The organism is Rhizobium sp. 268, assembly GCF_036571585.1.
GTDB classification, from domain to species: domain Bacteria; phylum Pseudomonadota; class Alphaproteobacteria; order Rhizobiales; family Rhizobiaceae; genus Rhizobium; species Rhizobium redzepovicii.
Window position 1 is genome coordinate 252,002 of record NZ_JAPPSO010000001.1, and the last position, 15,555, is coordinate 267,556.

The window sequence follows — 15,555 nt, forward strand, 5'->3', positions numbered from 1 at the left end:
GGAGGCCGAGCAGGTAACGTGGCCATCGATCTTGCCGCAAGCAACCATGCGCGTCCCCCCCTCGAAACTCAGCAGCGCCTGGAAGAATCGTAAAACACGAGGAATCAAGATGTGGCTGGGGCGCCTGGATTCGAACCAGGGATGACGGTACCAAAAACCGTTGCCTTACCGCTTGGCGACGCCCCACCAGAGCTTGAGCGGAAACCGCTTGCTCAAATCGACGCCTGATTAGCAAAGCTCTTCGCCTGTCACAATGACTAAGTTTAACCCGGCGCAGATTTATGCGCTGCGTAGCGGCCGCCGTCGTGCTAGGAATTGGCGACGTCATCGGCCGAGATCATTCCTTCATGGACAGTCCCGCATTCGACCTCGCTTTCGAGCCGGCCTATGGGCAGGCCGTGCCGGTGGTTGCAGGTGTCGAGCGGGTTACCGTGAACAATCCCGGCCCTTTCACCTTTTTCGGCACCAACAGCTATATCGTCGGCTCTTCCTCCGTCGCGGTCATCGATCCCGGGCCGGAGGACGAGGCGCATTTTCAGGCGCTGATGGCAGCGCTTGCCGGCCGCGCGGTGACGCATATCTTCGTCAGCCACACGCATCGCGACCACTCTCCCCTCGCCGGCTGGCTGCAGGCCGCGACGGGGGCGGTGACGGTGGGCCAGGGGCCGCATCGGCCGGCGCGGCCGCTGCGCGCCGGCGAGATCAATCAGTTTTCCGAGAGTTCGGATGTGGAATTCGTGCCGGATATCGCGCTCGGCGACGGTGAGAGCATTGCGGGCGATGGCTGGGCGCTGACCTCAGTGCTGACGCCGGGGCACACGGCCAATCATGCCGCCTTCGCGCTTGCGGGTCGCGACATCCTCTTCTCCGGCGATCACGTCATGGCCTGGTCGACCTCGATCGTCGCGCCGCCGGATGGGTCGATGGCGGATTACATGGCCTCGCTCGAGCGGCTGATTGAGCGCGAGGACGGCCTGCTGCTGCCCGGCCATGGCGGGGCGGTGACGGCGCCGGCCAGTTTCCTGCCGGCGCTGAAGGCGCATCGGCTGAAGCGCGAGCGGGCGGTGCTGGCGCGCATCCGGGCGGGCGACCATAGGATTGCCGAGATGGTGAAGGCGATTTACAGCGATACCGATCCGAAGCTGCATGGGGCGGCCGCGCTTTCCGTGCTCGCCCATATCGAGGATCTCGTCGAGCGCGGCGAGATTGCGGCGGATGGGCCGCCTTCGCTTGCCGCCACCTACCGGCTGTTGTAAGCGGGAGATGGGGAGATTACCATGACGCGCGCCGCTTACAGCTATCGCAACGATCCCGCCGTGCCCGATTTTGCCGATGACCGGCCGCTGATCATCTTCGATGGCGAATGCGTCTTCTGCTCCGGCTGGGTGAAATTCGCGCTGAAGCACGACAGGCAGAGGCGATACCGCTTCCTCGCCGCCCAGTCGCCGCTCGGCGCCGCGCTCTACCGGCATTATGGGCTGAATGAGCGCGATTATGAAACCAATATCCTCATCGAGAATGGCCGCGCCTTCTTCAAGTCGGATGGGTCGATCCGCATGGTGGCCGGCCTCGGCGTTCCCTATTCGCTGGTCAGGATCTTCCGGCTGCTGCCGCGGCGGGTGGCCGATGCGCTCTATGAATTCATCGCCCGCAACCGGCTGAAGATCGCCGGCCGGCAGAGCTGCATGGTGCCGACGGCGGAGCAGCGCAGCCGTTTCATCGCATGAGCGGCGGCCGGCTTTCGCTGCTGATCATCGGCGGTTACGGCACCTTCGGCGGCCGGCTGGCGCGGCTGCTTGGCGATCAACCCAGGCTCAGGCTGTTGATCGCCGGGCGCTCGCTTGAAAAGGCCGATGATTTCGTTGCCGACCTCAGATCGCCGAAAGATGGATCCGAGGGCCTGGGAAGCACCAATCTCGGGGCAACGCTGCAGGCAGTGGCCTTCGATCGTGACGGTGATCTCGCCGAACAGCTGACGCGGCTGCGGCCCGATCTCGTCATCGATGCCTCCGGGCCGTTCCAGAGCTTCGGGGAAGACCGCTATAAGGTCGTGCGCGCCTGCATCGGGCTCGACATCGATTATGCCGATCTCGCCGACAGCACCGGTTTCGTCGCTGGGATCGGCGGGCTCGATGCCGAGGCGAGAGCGAAGGGGGTTTTTGCGCTCTCCGGCCTCAGCAGCCTGCCGGCGCTGTCCTTCGCCGCGCTCGAAGTGATGGCGCCGCGGTTTTCCCGGATCGATGCGGTGGCCGCCGGCATTGCCCCGTCGGCGCATGTGAAGATCGGGCTTAATGTCGTGAGAGCAATCGCGAGTTATGCCGGCAAGCCGGTCTCGGTGCTGCGCCAGGGCCGGCCGGCGCAGGCGCCGGGACTGATCGAGGCGATGCGGGTGACGGTCGCCCCGCCCGGGGTGGCGCCGCTCAAGAGCCGGAATTTCCTGCTGGTGGATGCGCCGGATCTGGCGCTGCTGCCGGGCCGCTTTGCCGGCCTGCAATCGAGCTTCACCGGGGTCGGCACGGAGCCGCAGCTGCTGCAGCGGCTGCTTGGGCTTGCGGCAGGTCTCACGCGGCGGAAGCTGCTGCCGTCGCTCACGCCGTTTGCGCGGCTCATGCAGCGGGCGAGCCACGGCCTGGCGATCGGCGAGCATCGCGGCGGCATGTTCGTGCGCCTGAGCGGCCTCGATGCCGCCGGCAAACCGCTTGCCTGCGGCTGGCATCTGATTGCCGAGGGTGATGACGGGCCGTTCATTCCGGTCACCGGCGTGGCGGCGCTGGTGCGCCGGCTGCTGCACGGCGTCCGGCCGGAAAGTGGCGCGCGGCCGGCGGCGGGGGAATTGCGGCTGGAAGATTTCGAAGCGGAATTCCGGCGGTTCTCGATTGCAACAGGGATCAGGACGGAAAGCGAGGGTGCCGGCCTATCGCTTTACCACCGGGTTCTCGGCAGCGCCTTCGCGCGGCTGCCGCCGGCCATATCAGCCATGCATGCGGGCGGATATTCGGGCAGCGCCCGTGTCGCCTCCGGGCGGGCGCGGGTCGAGCGCGGCAGCGGGTGGCTGGCGAGGATCGTCGCCCGGCTGATCGGCTTTCCCCCGGCGGGCGAGGATGTGCCGGTCACGGTGCGCTTTACCGCCGATGGCGAGAAGGAGATCTGGACGCGGCATTTCGGCGATAAGAGCTTCCATAGCCTGCAGCTCGAGGGCAAGGGCCGCGACCGGCATCTGCTTACCGAAGTGTTCGGGCCGTTCCGGGTGCTGGTGGTGCTGGTGCCGGAGGGGCAGAGGCTGCGGCTGGTCGTGCGCGGCTGGCGGTTTTTAGGGATTCCGCTGCCGCTGTTTCTGGCGCCGGGCGGGCAGACGTTCGAGGAGGAACGTGAGGGGCGGTTCCATTTTCACGTCGAGATCGGCGGGCCGCTGACCGGGCTGGTGGTAAGATATACGGGGTGGTTGGTGGTGGAGTGAGCCCTCTCCAGCCTCATCCCGAGATGCGTAGCCCGCAGGGCGAAGCCTCGAAGGACGGGGCTGGCCACCTTCGCGATGCCGCGGCAATTCAGCCACCCGCCCTCTTCCTTCGAGGCCCCTGCGGGGCACATCAGGATGAGGGCTGATCTTTGTGCGTGTCGCCGTCTCTCCAGAGGCCGATCGTCGAATTCGCGGCATCGTAAGAATGTCGAGCCTGCCGCACCCTCTCCCGGCCCTTCGCTTTAAGCTCAGGGCGTTCGCCGCTGCAATCGATTCACTGGATCGATTGCTGCCGCTCCGCGGCACCTCGGCTCACCCACTGCAATCGATTCGCTGGATCGATTGCAGGCGCTTTGCGCCACCGCGGCTCACCCACCCGCAATCCCCAGCAACTCGGCGTCCAGCGCCTTCAGATAATCCCCGGCGATTTCCGCGCTGAAGCCGAGGTCGTGTTGGCCGTAGCGGGAGGCGACGCGGATGTCGACGAAGGTTGTTTCGGCCTCTTCGCGCAGCCGAATGAGGATATCGAAGCGCAGGCCGAGGATCAGCGTGCGGTTGCTCGCCTGCAGCGTCACGCCGTTGGCGCCGCGGATCAGCTTGGCGACATCGTCGTCATAGGGGCGCGGCGTCGGCACGGGAATGATGCCGGGCGCATCGGCAACGGCCTCGCCGCCGGGCTCGGGTTTGGCCGGTCCGTCCTCCGGGTCGCGGTCCGGCTCGCTGGTGCCGGTGCTTTTGACGATGGTAAAGCCGCTCTGCTTGGCGACCTTGCGCACCGCTTCCAGCACGCGGTCGAGCGCGCCCTCATAGCGCCGGCCGGTCAGCTCGGGATAGGCTGATATCTGCTTTTCGCGATCCTCCGGCGTCACGAGATTGCGCTTCAGCCAGATCTGATCGGATTTCGGGGTCGACAGCCAGTCAGGGGCTGCGACCGGGTCGGTGGAGACGTCGTAGATATCAGGCAGCGTCATGTACCGCTCGGCGGCGAAGGCGCCGATGCCGAGCGGAAAGGCGGCATAGATCAGGGCGGCGAGTGCGGCGAGCCCGCCTTCGGCGCCTGTCATCCAGAGGCTGCGCAGGCCGAGTGCGGCCAGCATGGCGGCCAGCAGCCCGCAGCCGGCGGCGGCGATCAGAAGCAGCACGAGATAGGGGGTGGCGAGGCCGCCGAAGCGATGGGCGATCAGCACCGCCAGCGCCAGAACCAGCGAAAACGCCCCGAGCAGCCGCGAAAAGCGGGCGGCGCCTGAAACGGGACGGTCGAAACGGATGGCCATCAAACTTACCGGTTGCTCGTCAGCGCCGCGCCATCAAACAACGCAAATCGCCATAACCCTGTTTAGAGCAAGATGCCGAAAAGTGTGAAGCGGTTTTCGGACGACATCATGCTCTATTTCTTTGATTTGGATCCGGATTCAGATTTTTGGCCAGCCCGGCCCAAAATCATCCGGATCTGGGCAGGTTCGGCTGAGTTGAAGCTGTTGTCTTGGAATATCAGCCGGAATTCGCCTGGGATGGCCGAGGCGAAAGGTGAGGCGAAGATGGGGCCATTTCATGAGCCCTTGCTGATATGGTTAAAAAGGGTCATTCTGCCGCGGTTTCATCTCCGAATTCAAAGGCAAGGAGAGACGGGATGATTTCACCGGAGATAGCAGCCAGGCCGCAGGCGTCCGCGCTTGGCGGGATCGACCACAGCGAACCGATGCTGCCATTGGAGCTCGTCGAGCTCGAACTTTCGCTCGAAGGTTATGCCGGCGGCGATGCCGGTTTCTGCGAGGCAGTGCGCCAGGCAGCACAGCGGTCGGGCGGCGAGCTGCTGTTCGACCTGCCGGCCGGCGGCCTTGTCGCGGATTGCCGGCGCATCGCCGTGCTGCGCATTCCCGATGGCGGCAGTCAGATGCGCGTCGTGCTGGCGCTGCTCGATCATGCCGGCACCGAAATCCGCATGCAGGCGCCCAACGAGGAGACCGCGCATCTGGTGCGCTTCGCCGATGCCTTCATCGAACTGCTGGAGCGGATCTGACGCGTGATTTTTGCGCAATTTAGCGCCGCTCGGCCGCAGCCTCCGCCAGGCTGCGGAAGGGAAACTTGCGGCCGCATTCGCATTTCAGCATGAAGCTTTCCTGGTGGTTGGACGGCCGCTGCACGCCAAAACCGCGCGGCAGCTGATCGACCTTGAAATCCGGGTGCTTGCGCTTGGGATCGTCGATCTCCGAGGCTTCGGCAAAGCCCTCATTGCCGCATTGCGGGCAGTTCAGTTTCTTCGAAAATCGATCGCGGATGGCCATGCTCGTCCTCATGCTTGAGGCCTTCTCATACAGAGGAATGCCGGCTCGTGAAAGTGGAACCATCTTCCGGCGGTGCCGTTCCCCTCCTCGAAAAGGAGGCCATCATGCCGAACAGAGATCCTATTCCGACACCGACGACCGATACGCCGCGCGGGCCGACGCCAACACCCGGCATTCCCGACCGCATCCAGGAAAAACCGCCACTGACGCCTGCCCAGGACCCCGGCGATACGAAAAACCCGCAGGACCCGCCGCTCAATCCGGCGCTGCTGCCGATCGGCGATCCGGCCGGGGCGGCTTGACCGTCACACTCGCTCGTTCTTGTGCGGAGTCTCCCTGGTTTGGCGGCTTTGACGAAAACGCCAACCGCACTCTCCGTCATCCCAGGCCTTGAGCCTGGGATCCATGCCACTGCCGCTGATGGATGCTCGGCTCAAGGCCGAGCATGGCGGAAGGTGGGGTGGGCAGGAAAAACCATTCACAGGTAGACATCCCTGTCGGCCATCCGCCAGCGAAACCAGGGGCACGCCCGCGGCCCGAAACTTGACGCCCGCACCCGAATGGCATTTCCTCCGGGAAAAGCAAGGAATACCCCGATGCGCACCGCTGTCCTCATCACCCTTCTCGCCACCATCGCCGGCCTGTCCGCCTGTCAGACGATGACGCCGGAGGAGCGGCGGGCGGCGGATGAGCAGCGGTGTTTAAGCTATGGTTTCCGCCGCGGCACCGATGGTTTTGCCACCTGCCTGCAGCGCATCGATCTCGACCGGCGGGCCGAATCGCGGGCGCAGAGTGCCGAGATGATGCAGAGCATGGCCTGGGATCTGAACGGGCCCTATATCTACCGCGATCGCTGGCACCATCATCATTGAGGCCGAGCTGACTATTTCCCCCGGAGGTCTTTCAGACCGCCTGATATGACCGCCTGCGCGGCCGCCAATCTGGCGATCGGCACGCGAAAGGGCGAGCAGGAGACATAGTCGAGGCCGATCGTTTCGCAGAAGCGGATCGAGGCCGGGTCGCCGCCATGTTCGCCGCAGATGCCGAGCTTCATGTCGTTGCGGGTGCGCCTTCCGCGTTCCGCGGCGATGCTGATCAATTCGCCGACCCCGTCGAAATCGAGTGAGATGAACGGGTCATGCTCGATGATGCCCTTGCGCTGGTAGGTGGGGATGAAGGCCGAGGCATCGTCGCGCGAGATGCCGAAGGTGGTCTGCGTCAGGTCGTTGGTGCCGAAGGAGAAGAATTCGGCGGCTTCGGCAATCACATGGGCGCGCAGCGCCGCCCGCGGCAGCTCGATCATCGTGCCGACGAGATAATCGATCTTCATGCCGGCCTCGCTCATCACATCGCCGGCGACCTCGTCGATGCGGGCCTTGACGTAATCGAGCTCGGAGCGCAGGCCGACCAGCGGCACCATGATCTCAGGCACGACGGCCGCGCCGGTCTCCTTCGCCGCGGCAACCGCCGCCTCGAAGATGGCGCGGGCCTGCATCTCGACGATCTCAGGATAGGAGATCGCCAGCCGGCAGCCGCGATGGCCGAGCATCGGGTTGAACTCGTGCAGCGCATCGACGCGCTGGCGCAAGGCCTGCGCTTCCATGCCCATGGCGAAGGCGACTTCGGCCACCTCGTCATCGGTCTTCGGCAGGAATTCGTGCAGCGGCGGGTCGAGCAGGCGGATCGTTACCGGCAGGCCGTGCATGACGGTGAAGAGACCGGTGAAATCCAGTCGCTGCATCGGCAGCAGCTTGTCGAGCGCCAGCCGCCTGCCCTTCTCATCGACGGCCAGGATCATCTCGCGCATGACATGGATGCGCTCGCCCTCGAAGAACATGTGCTCGGTGCGGCAAAGGCCGATGCCTTCGGCCCCGAAGGAGCGGGCGGCCATCGCATCGGCCGGCGTATCGGCATTGGTGCGTACCGTCATCCGCCTGGCGCGGTCGGCCCAGCCCATGATCCGGCCGAAATCGCCCGAGAGTTCCGGCTGGATCATCGGCACCTCGCCCTTCAGCACCTGGCCGGCCGAGCCGTCGATGGTGATGATGTCGCCCTTCTTCAGGGTGACGCCAATGCCGAGCAGCCGCTCGTTGCGCTGATCGATGCGCATGGTGCCGGCGCCGACGACGCAGGGGATGCCCATGCCGCGGGCAACGACCGCCGCATGGCTGGTCATGCCGCCGCGCGTCGTCAGGATGCCTTCGGCCGCATGCATGCCGTGAATATCCTCGGGGCTGGTCTCGACGCGCAGCAGGATGACCTTGCGGCCTTCGGATTCCGCCTCGACGGCCTCTTCGGCGGTGAAGACGATGGCGCCGGTCGCAGCGCCGGGCGAAGCCGGAAGCCCGGTGCCGATCACCTGGCGGGTGACGCGCGGATCGATTGTGGGATGCAAGAGCTGGTCGAGGCTGGAGGGTTCGATGCGCAGCACCGCCTGGTCCTCGGTGATCACTCCCTCATCGACCATGTCGACGGCGATCTTCATTGCCGCCCGGGTCGAGCGTTTGCCCGAACGGGTCTGCAGCATCCACAGCTTGCCGCGCTCGATGGTGAATTCGATATCCTGCATGTCGCGGTAATGGATCTCAAGCTCGCTGCAGATGCGGCAAAGCTCGCGGAAAGCCTCCGGCATCAGCTTTTCCATCGAGGGTTTTTCAGAGCCGGAGGAAATCCGCCCCTCCTCGGTGATGCTTTGCGGCGTGCGGATGCCGGCAACGACATCCTCGCCTTGCGCATTGACCAGGAATTCGCCGTAGAGCGCCTTCTCGCCTGTGGAGGGGTTGCGGGTGAAGGCGACGCCGGTCGCAGACGCATTGCCAAGATTGCCGAAGACCATCGCCTGGATGTTGACGGCCGTGCCCCAGCCTTCGGGAATATTGTGGAGCTGGCGGTAGGTGACGGCGCGCGCGCTCTTCCAGCTGGAAAAGACGGCGCCGACCGCGCCCCAGAGCTGGACTTCCGGATCCTGCGGGAATTCCTGCTCCAGTTCCTCCTCGATCAGCTTCTTGTAGAGCGAGACGATGTGCTGCCATTCCGAGGCGCTGAGTTCGGTATCGGTTTCATGGCCGAGCTTGGCTTTCTCGTCTTCGAGGATCTCCTCGAAGGCGTCGTTGCCGAGACCCATGACGACATCGGCATACATCTGGATGAAGCGGCGGTAGCTGTCCCAGGCAAAACGCGCGTCGCCGGCATCATGGCCGAGCGCCTGCACCGTCTCGTCGTTGAGGCCGAGATTGAGCACCGTGTCCATCATGCCGGGCATGGAAACACGGGCGCCGGAGCGCACCGAAAGCAGCAGCGGCTGGCTGCCGGAGCCGAAGCGACGGCCGGTGATCGCCTCGATGCCCGCAATGCCGGCGCGCACCTCGGCCTTTACGCCGTCCTCGATATGGCGGCCATTCCTGTAATAGGTGTTGCAGGCATCGCCGATGATCGTCAGCCCCGGCGGAACCGGCAGACCCAGCGCGCACATTTCCGCCAGATTGGCGCCCTTGCCGCCCAGAATCTCGTGATCGCGCGCCCGGCCCTCAGCCTGCCCGTCGCCGAACGTATAGACCCACTTGGTCATCTTCCCCCCAACACCAAACCGGGATTAGCTTAATCCGTTGGTGTTGAAATGAAAATCGACAAATGCGGCAGAATGTTGCGTTGCACAATAAATCTTCGGCAGGGCAGCGATCGAAACGATTGAAACATCGCCCGGCACGAAGACGGCATAAAAAAAGCTTTGCGGGACTGCAACATGTCCCGCAAAGCCTTGTTTCCGTCCGGCCAGGAAAACCGGACGGGGGGTCCCTCAACCCAGGGCACTTTCCTCAAGTAATGGAATGCCCTATCGCTTGGTCTTCACGCAATTCCTGCGAAAGCCGCTTTGCGCGCCTCCTGGAACTGCCCCCGATTTTCCGGCTCTTGCCCTCTGCCCGGAAAACCGCCTGCAAATCCGACAATACGCACATATGACCGCCCACGTTTCCGCAGAAGCATCAGGTTGCGTTGAAACAACTTCTAATGCAAGTCATCGCAAAGAGCATCACCCAAATGGGGTACGAGCCGCAAAGAAGCCGACCTTTTTTGGTGCTTACGAAAATTCCGACGAAAGTGCGGGCCTTTTCAGCAGGTTTCGGCCGTCGGCCTGCGTGTCTCCGCCCCTCCCGGGCCACTCTTTCATGCCTCAGAAATCACGCCGTATGGCGCGCTGTTACGCAATATGACCAAACGCCGCCCGTCAAGCCCCGTCTCCCGCCGGTTTCGTCCCTCTCCTCGGTCATCCCAGGCCCTCTGAGTCTCGGACCACGCGCTGCTGCTGATGGCGCTAAGATGGATCCTCGGGTCAAGCCCGAGGAGGACGGAGGGTGGGGTGACCACCGCAGCAAAACAGCGACGGACGCCAGATATGAATGCGGTGCCGCCTCTTGCCAGGTTCTCCCTTTCCGGGTCCGCGCCTCCTGCCGGTCCCGTCCCCTCAACCTCCGTCATTCCTGGCCTTGAGCCTGGAATCCACGCCACTGCTGCTGATGGTGCCAAGACGGGTCCTCGGGCAAGCTCGAGGGGGACGGAGGGTGTGGTGAATCTGGGCCCGCTTGCCACAAGCAAGCGTTGCATCTGTGCCAGACACTCCCTATCCTGCAGAGCCTGCCAGCGCTTCTACGGGACCATCCCATGCTCGATTTTGACCCGCTCTATTCGACCGCGCAGATCGGGGCGATCGGACAGTTCATCGATAAACACTACGCGCTCGCTGGTCCGGTTCATTGCCGCATGCTTCATCGGGGCTTGAACGATGTCTATCTTGTCGTTGGCAGCAACGGAGAGCGTTATGTCTTCCGGCTGTCCCACCATCGCGCACGTGGTCGGGCCGACGTCAAAACCGAGACGGCCTTTCTCACGCATCTTTGGCAAGCGGGCGTTCCGGTGGCTGCCCCCATCCCCACACGCGACGGTGCCCTCTTCCTGCAGGGGCATGCGCCGGAGGGCCTCCGCGAGGGCGTGCTTTTCCGGGCGATCGATGGCCGCGGAATAAACGCGACGGACGCCGGCGATGCCAGCGCCAACGGCAGGACGCTTGCCCTGATGCACAATGCCGCCGAGACATTTTCCCCTGACGGCGCGGTATATGGTCTTGACCTCGAACACCTGCTGCATCGCCCGCTGACGCGCATATGCGAGAGCGGCGTCGTCGAAGACGCCGATGTTCTTCGCGATCTTGAAGAGATCGCCACGCGGACGGGAAAGGCGATCGAGGCGTTCGACACGCTGACCTGGACCTATTGTCACGGAGACTGCCACGGCTTCAACGCGCGCATCAATGACGCCGGTGAAGCGGTGTTTTTCGATTTTGACGACAGCGGCCTGGGATACCTCGCCTACGACCTGTCGGTTTTCCTCTGGGCGAAAGTTTCCTTCGGCCGCAAGTTGACCGGCATGTGGGAGGCCTTCATCGACGGATATCGCGCCGTCCGGCCGATCACGCCCCAAGACTTCGAAGCCGCCCTCCGCTTCGTGATTGTCCGCCACTTCTGGCTGATGGGCGAATACGCCAGCCGTGCGCAAGAATGGGGAAGCGAAGCCGTCGGCTGGATTGCGAGAGAAGCGAATTTTCTGAAGACCTGGGAGACCGATCAATTTGCCGACCGCCTGTTTTGACCTCCTCTCACAGCGCTGATCGGCGACGGGCGGAATGGGTGATTTCGAGGCCGAGAGCGGCGGAATGTCCAGATGTGCCGATAGCAGCCGGCCGACATTTTCCATGCCAATAAAAGGCGTACAACCAGATTCATTTTATTTTCAATATTCGCGTCGAGATTGTCTTTTGAAGATTTGCATTCTTTTGAGCTCAATATTGCGATGGCCCTCAGCACCAATCATTCTTACGCCGCGGCCGACAATGCGGAAGCGCAACCTGCTCCAGCTGCGATGATCGATGACGACGCGATTGCCGTTCTGGACAAGGCAGCTCGCTCGCCGAAGATGGATAATGACATCCTGAGTTCGACCCCGGCTCGCGACATCCGCAGTTCGGCAAACGAGCTGGTTGAAATGCTTGAAGATATAGACCTCCAGAAGATGTTGCGGAAGCAGGGCCTGCTTGGTCGGTTCACCGGCGCAGCCGTCGAGGCCCGCCTGGAATTCGAACTTGCAAGTCACAGGGTCGCCGATTTATTTCGCCAATTGAGCCGAGCGGCACAGATCGGTGAGCGCATCCGGGGAATTCTCGACAAAACCCGACTGGAGCTCATCGACGAACAGACGCGTCTTGGCGGCGTCATATCGGACGCCACGCTGCTTGTTTCGCAGGAGAGCGGCTCGGACCCGGCTCTGGTTGCGAGGTTTGAGCGACGTCTTGCCAACATCATGGCGATTGAGACTGCCAACACGCTGACAATTCAGCAGATCAAGCTGTCAGCCAGCGTGCTTGCTTCCTTGCTCGACCGATTTACCGACATTGAAACCCTGCTGTTGCCTCTCTGGCAGAGAAATGCGCTGGCGATCATTCATGGCGAAGCAAAACCCCGCAGTTCCGCCGTGACTGCATTTCTTGATGCTCACAGCAATCTCATAGGCTTCCTGAAGAAGGTTGGACAACAATGATCAAAGCAGCATTGCCACTGCACGACGCGTCAAATGCGGCCGCCGGAGAACAGCAGATCGATCCGGAAGTCGCGCGTTTGGCGGCCACCATTGACCTGTCGTCGGCCCTCTCCATCCAGCAGTTTGGCCAGGAGGTCGGTGAGCGGTCATCCCAATATGCCGATGAGATCCTTGGAACGGCACGCGCAACCGGCCTCGAGGACACCGGAGCTCAGCTGAACGAGATCGTGCTTACGGCGCAACAGTTCAATTTGTCGTCACTCGATAACCCGACTGGACGAATTCCCGTCATCGGCGGCCTTTTGAAGCGGATCGCGCGATCGAAGGAACGTGCCATTGCCCGGTTCGACACCGTCAAAGGTCAAGTCGACAAGCTCGTTGCGCAAATCGAGACGACGGCCCAAACGCTGTCGCGGCGAAACCATGACTATCAGCTCATGTATGAGGGCGTCCGCGCCGAATACGCATCACTCGGCAAACATGTCGAAGCCATCGAGATGCGGCTTCATGACATGGAGGACGAGATTGCCCGCCAGAATAACCCATCCGGTGACCTTGTCGCGACCGAATATCTCGCTGTCCTCGAGGCAAACCGTCAGCAGCTTTCGAAGCGGGCGGACGACATGCGTGTTCTTCAGCACGCGGCTATGCAGACCCTTCCGATGGTTCGCATCATCCAGGCAAACAATCTCGCGCTTGTCGACAAGTTCCAGACGATCCGCCAGTTAACCCTGCCCGCGTGGAAACGCGCATTCATGCTGGCACTGACCTTGGACGAACAGAAAAGCGCCGTCGCTTTGGCGGATACCATCGACAACGCAACCAACGCCATCATGCGCAGGAACGCCGATCTGCTGCACCAGAATTCGGTGGCGACGGCGAAATCCAACCAGCGCCTTGTGGTCGATGTCGAAACGCTCCAGCATGTCCATGACAAGATCCTGCTGACGCTGACCGACGTTCGCGATGCCCATGAGAAGGGCGCGACGGACCGCCGCCAGGCAATCGGCGAACTGGAACGTCTTCGGAGCGAGATGCTCTCCGGTGTCAAGGCGGCCGGAGTTGCCGGTGGCTGACGCCTCCGCTTTCGGCAGGCGTGTGCTCGGCGCAGCCTCGTCTGCGCCGGTCTCTGGCTCAGCACCAGGTAAGCCCGATCAAACGAGCGACCAAGAGCATGCCGGATTGCATCGTCGATCCCATCTGCTGTCGCTGATTGCCCAAGGACTTGCTTTCGTCGCGTTCATGCTGCTCTTTGCAGCAGCGTATACCCGGCCAACTGATGCGATCGATCTGCGGATGTTGAATGGCTCGATTTATGTGCTCGACGGGTTCACCAATGCGTTGGGGCTGGCCGGCGTCAAATCAGCGGACTCGTCAGTTCAGACCGGGCTCTGGACGCTACCCTATCATGCCCAATATGTCTCCTTCATCCTCGCGCTTGCGACCGCTGGGATGATCATCAAGGGGCGTTGGTTTTTCGCAGGCCTGGCAGTCGTGTTCTTTCTGATACGGTGGGGATTGTTCGGGGGAGCAGAATTGCTCGCTCCCTTTGCGTTCGCCTTGTTTGCATTTATTGCCCTGATATTTCACGCTCCGCTTTCCCGCCGCGCGATCATCGCCATTATTGTCGTCGGCATTCCGGGCATCCCTGTTGTCGGCAGTCTGATGTATGACCTTTGCCGGGATTTCAGTGCTCGGCCGACCTATGAAAAATACAGGGTGATCCGCCCGTCCGATTTGCCGGCAAACGTCTACGAGGCTGCCGCCGATGCGAATGGAGATCAACGGGCGCAACCGGGTGGGAATGCGAAGATCTTGCCGTACTTCTTGGCGCAAGTGGCGGCTTTTCGTGGCGACAGCGCTGCTGCTGCGGCCGCACTCGACAAGCTGGAAACAGGCGGCTTCCTTCTTAACAATTTCGATCAGACCCGTTTTCAGGCGATACGGAACTTCGCGCTGGCCTCCGGCGGTTTTGGACCGCAGGCGCGCGAAAAGTTCCTGGCCGACAATTCCGCTCAATCGCAAAAGGCATATCTGCTGCTTTCGGCCGCACTGATCTTTGCCATCGCCGCGCCGCTAACAAATGGGCTCGGCTGGTGGGTTGCACGCCGGAGCCGAAGGGTTTGGTCGATCGAGCGGGAGCTGGAACAGCGCCGTGCCAACCTCACGGGCGCGGTCAAACGCGCGGCTGGCGTGTTCGGCAGCCGCATCGCCAATAAGCTACCCAAACCATCTTCGATTGCCAATGGCGAACGTGCGATCGAAGCAATCGCCGCCCGCGCACGTGGTTACCTTCTGTTTGTCCTTGGTCTTCTGGCCTTTGCGGCCCTGTCAGCTTTCGGGGCCTATTGGATCTGGCTGCCTGAGGCGGCTGATAACACCGCCTTCCATTTTGTGGCGCTTGCCGGAAGCGCGGCCGATTATGCGCAGCAGAACGGCGTTACAGTCATCGCCGGCGCTGACGAATGGACGGTCGGGCCCCTATTGCTGAACTGGCTCAAATATCCGATATGCCTTGCCGCGATCGTTCTTGCCACGCGCCGATCGCGATATCTCGGCGCGGTGGCCGCGATGGTTTTTGTCGCATTCTTCGCAATCGATGACTATCGATTTGCCCAGCACTCGCGTCGTGAAGCCTTGCCCCAGCAATTCTCGCAGCGCCTGCGTTCGGAGCTGGATCTGGCCGCCGGCCGGGGGAACGGCGGGCTGACAGCGCCTCCGCAGCCTGTCACCGACACTTTCCGCGGCCTGGACATCAATCTTCGTGGGTCGATCGCGGCGGAAAACAAGTCCGCTTCCCCGGTTGCGCCGACGGAGATCGATGCTTCGCTCGCGGCCTATACGCTCGCACAGATCGCCTACCTTGAGGGGAATGTCGTCGATGCCGCGAAATTCCTCAACCAGGTCAGCGAGATGAAGGTTTTGTATGCCGGCGTTCACTGCGAGCGCTTGGCGCTGATGCGGGATTGGGTCTCGGCCAACGGCTACACTGCGAATGCGATGGATTGGCTCAATGCCGATTTTCCATCGCCGGTGCGGCGGTTGGGAAGGTGGCTGCTGACGCTTTTCATCGGAAGCTTGGGGCTCGCGGCTGTTGTCACTTCCTTTGTCGCAATTGCCGTTGCGCGACGCCGCCGGATCGAAGCCCTCCTGGAAGAGCGCGGCCGATATCAGCTTTAGGCGGAGCTCGGCTTCGATCGTCAACCGACGCCGGCAACCAGCCCG

14 protein-coding genes and 1 tRNA gene are annotated in these 15,555 nt (G+C 62.7%); 11 read left to right on the plus strand and 4 right to left on the minus strand.

What is annotated here, in order from left to right; genetic code table 11:
• Positions 1-112 precede the first annotated feature (112 nt).
• A tRNA-Gln gene (locus OS035_RS01415) sits at positions 113-186 on the minus strand.
• Positions 187-347: 161 nt separating this feature from the next.
• Here OS035_RS01415 and OS035_RS01420 point away from each other — a divergent pair.
• From OS035_RS01420 to OS035_RS01430, 3 genes are read left to right on the plus strand one after another with little or no spacing between them, the layout of a single operon-like run.
• Positions 348-1,256: an MBL fold metallo-hydrolase gene (locus OS035_RS01420; RefSeq protein WP_331813369.1), complete on the plus strand. Its 909-nt coding sequence runs from the start codon at positions 348-350 to the stop codon at positions 1,254-1,256.
• A gap of 21 nt (positions 1,257-1,277) precedes the next feature.
• Positions 1,278-1,727, plus strand: coding sequence for a thiol-disulfide oxidoreductase DCC family protein (locus OS035_RS01425; RefSeq protein WP_331813285.1), 450 nt, complete (start codon positions 1,278-1,280; stop codon positions 1,725-1,727).
• Entirely contained in the window at positions 1,724-3,457 is a 1,734-nt protein-coding gene (locus OS035_RS01430) for an SDR family oxidoreductase (protein ID WP_331813286.1), read from the plus strand. The genes OS035_RS01425 and OS035_RS01430 overlap by 4 nt, the downstream gene beginning before the upstream one ends.
• 368 nt (positions 3,458-3,825) lie before the next feature.
• Here the strand turns inward: OS035_RS01430 and OS035_RS01435 are convergent, their stop codons facing one another.
• Complete coding sequence (locus tag OS035_RS01435; protein ID WP_331813287.1) at positions 3,826-4,731, minus strand: DUF1499 domain-containing protein; 906 nt, start codon at positions 4,729-4,731, stop codon at positions 3,826-3,828.
• A gap of 108 nt (positions 4,732-4,839) precedes the next feature.
• On the opposite strand from OS035_RS01435, the gene OS035_RS01440 reads away from it, so the two are divergent.
• Together OS035_RS01440 and OS035_RS01445 are read left to right on the plus strand one after the other, a co-directional pair.
• Positions 4,840-5,091: a hypothetical protein gene (locus tag OS035_RS01440; RefSeq protein ID WP_331813288.1), complete on the plus strand. Its 252-nt coding sequence runs from the start codon at positions 4,840-4,842 to the stop codon at positions 5,089-5,091.
• Entirely contained in the window at positions 5,088-5,477 is a 390-nt protein-coding gene (locus tag OS035_RS01445) for a hypothetical protein (protein WP_331813289.1), read from the plus strand. Before OS035_RS01440 ends, OS035_RS01445 begins: the two co-directional genes overlap by 4 nt.
• A 19-nt stretch (positions 5,478-5,496) precedes the next feature.
• Here the strand turns inward: OS035_RS01445 and OS035_RS01450 are convergent, their stop codons facing one another.
• Positions 5,497-5,742, minus strand: a complete 246-nt coding sequence (locus OS035_RS01450; RefSeq protein ID WP_037073946.1) for a hypothetical protein — start codon at positions 5,740-5,742, stop codon at positions 5,497-5,499.
• A gap of 104 nt (positions 5,743-5,846) precedes the next feature.
• Here OS035_RS01450 and OS035_RS01455 point away from each other — a divergent pair, with 104 nt between their 5' ends.
• Positions 5,847-6,044 (plus strand): hypothetical protein, encoded by a 198-nt coding sequence (locus tag OS035_RS01455; RefSeq protein ID WP_097624184.1) that lies wholly within the window; start codon positions 5,847-5,849, stop codon positions 6,042-6,044.
• Positions 6,045-6,338: 294 nt separating this feature from the next.
• Positions 6,339-6,614 (plus strand): hypothetical protein, encoded by a 276-nt coding sequence (locus OS035_RS01460; protein ID WP_183777331.1) that lies wholly within the window; start codon positions 6,339-6,341, stop codon positions 6,612-6,614.
• Between the two features lie 11 nt (positions 6,615-6,625).
• Here OS035_RS01460 and ppdK read toward each other — a convergent pair whose 3' ends face one another.
• Positions 6,626-9,310: a pyruvate, phosphate dikinase gene (ppdK, locus tag OS035_RS01465; RefSeq protein WP_183777330.1), complete on the minus strand. Its 2,685-nt coding sequence runs from the start codon at positions 9,308-9,310 to the stop codon at positions 6,626-6,628.
• A 1,091-nt stretch (positions 9,311-10,401) separates the two neighbouring features.
• On the opposite strand from ppdK, the gene OS035_RS01470 reads away from it, so the two are divergent.
• The 4 genes from OS035_RS01470 (at position 10,402) to OS035_RS01485 (ending at position 15,510) form a co-directional block, all read left to right on the plus strand.
• Complete coding sequence (locus OS035_RS01470; RefSeq protein ID WP_331813290.1) at positions 10,402-11,385, plus strand: phosphotransferase enzyme family protein; 984 nt, start codon at positions 10,402-10,404, stop codon at positions 11,383-11,385.
• A gap of 159 nt (positions 11,386-11,544) precedes the next feature.
• Complete coding sequence (locus OS035_RS01475) at positions 11,545-12,330, plus strand: hypothetical protein (protein ID WP_331813291.1); 786 nt, start codon at positions 11,545-11,547, stop codon at positions 12,328-12,330.
• Positions 12,327-13,406, plus strand: coding sequence for a toxic anion resistance protein (locus OS035_RS01480; protein WP_331813292.1), 1,080 nt, complete (start codon positions 12,327-12,329; stop codon positions 13,404-13,406). The genes OS035_RS01475 and OS035_RS01480 overlap by 4 nt, the downstream gene beginning before the upstream one ends.
• A complete protein-coding gene (locus OS035_RS01485) occupies positions 13,399-15,510 on the plus strand; it encodes a hypothetical protein (protein WP_331813293.1) in 2,112 nt (703 codons plus the stop codon). The genes OS035_RS01480 and OS035_RS01485 overlap by 8 nt, the downstream gene beginning before the upstream one ends.
• Positions 15,511-15,555 lie beyond the last annotated feature (45 nt).

What these genes read in the sequence shown, in the direction of transcription:
- OS035_RS01420 (WP_331813369.1), top strand. Translation starts at nt 348, where the DNA reads ATGGACAGTCCCGCATTCGACCTCGCTTTCGAGCCGGCCTATGGGCAG.
- OS035_RS01435 (WP_331813287.1), bottom strand. Translation starts at nt 4,731, where the DNA reads ATGGCCATCCGTTTCGACCGTCCCGTTTCAGGCGCCGCCCGCTTTTCG.
- OS035_RS01470 (WP_331813290.1), top strand. Translation starts at nt 10,402, where the DNA reads ATGCTCGATTTTGACCCGCTCTATTCGACCGCGCAGATCGGGGCGATC.
- ppdK (WP_183777330.1), bottom strand. Translation starts at nt 9,310, where the DNA reads ATGACCAAGTGGGTCTATACGTTCGGCGACGGGCAGGCTGAGGGCCGG.
- OS035_RS01445 (WP_331813289.1), top strand. Translation starts at nt 5,088, where the DNA reads ATGATTTCACCGGAGATAGCAGCCAGGCCGCAGGCGTCCGCGCTTGGC.
- OS035_RS01450 (WP_037073946.1), bottom strand. Translation starts at nt 5,742, where the DNA reads ATGGCCATCCGCGATCGATTTTCGAAGAAACTGAACTGCCCGCAATGC.
- OS035_RS01480 (WP_331813292.1), top strand. Translation starts at nt 12,327, where the DNA reads ATGATCAAAGCAGCATTGCCACTGCACGACGCGTCAAATGCGGCCGCC.
- OS035_RS01425 (WP_331813285.1), top strand. Translation starts at nt 1,278, where the DNA reads ATGACGCGCGCCGCTTACAGCTATCGCAACGATCCCGCCGTGCCCGAT.
- OS035_RS01440 (WP_331813288.1), top strand. Translation starts at nt 4,840, where the DNA reads ATGCTCTATTTCTTTGATTTGGATCCGGATTCAGATTTTTGGCCAGCC.
- OS035_RS01430 (WP_331813286.1), top strand. Translation starts at nt 1,724, where the DNA reads ATGAGCGGCGGCCGGCTTTCGCTGCTGATCATCGGCGGTTACGGCACC.
- OS035_RS01455 (WP_097624184.1), top strand. Translation starts at nt 5,847, where the DNA reads ATGCCGAACAGAGATCCTATTCCGACACCGACGACCGATACGCCGCGC.
- OS035_RS01460 (WP_183777331.1), top strand. Translation starts at nt 6,339, where the DNA reads ATGCGCACCGCTGTCCTCATCACCCTTCTCGCCACCATCGCCGGCCTG.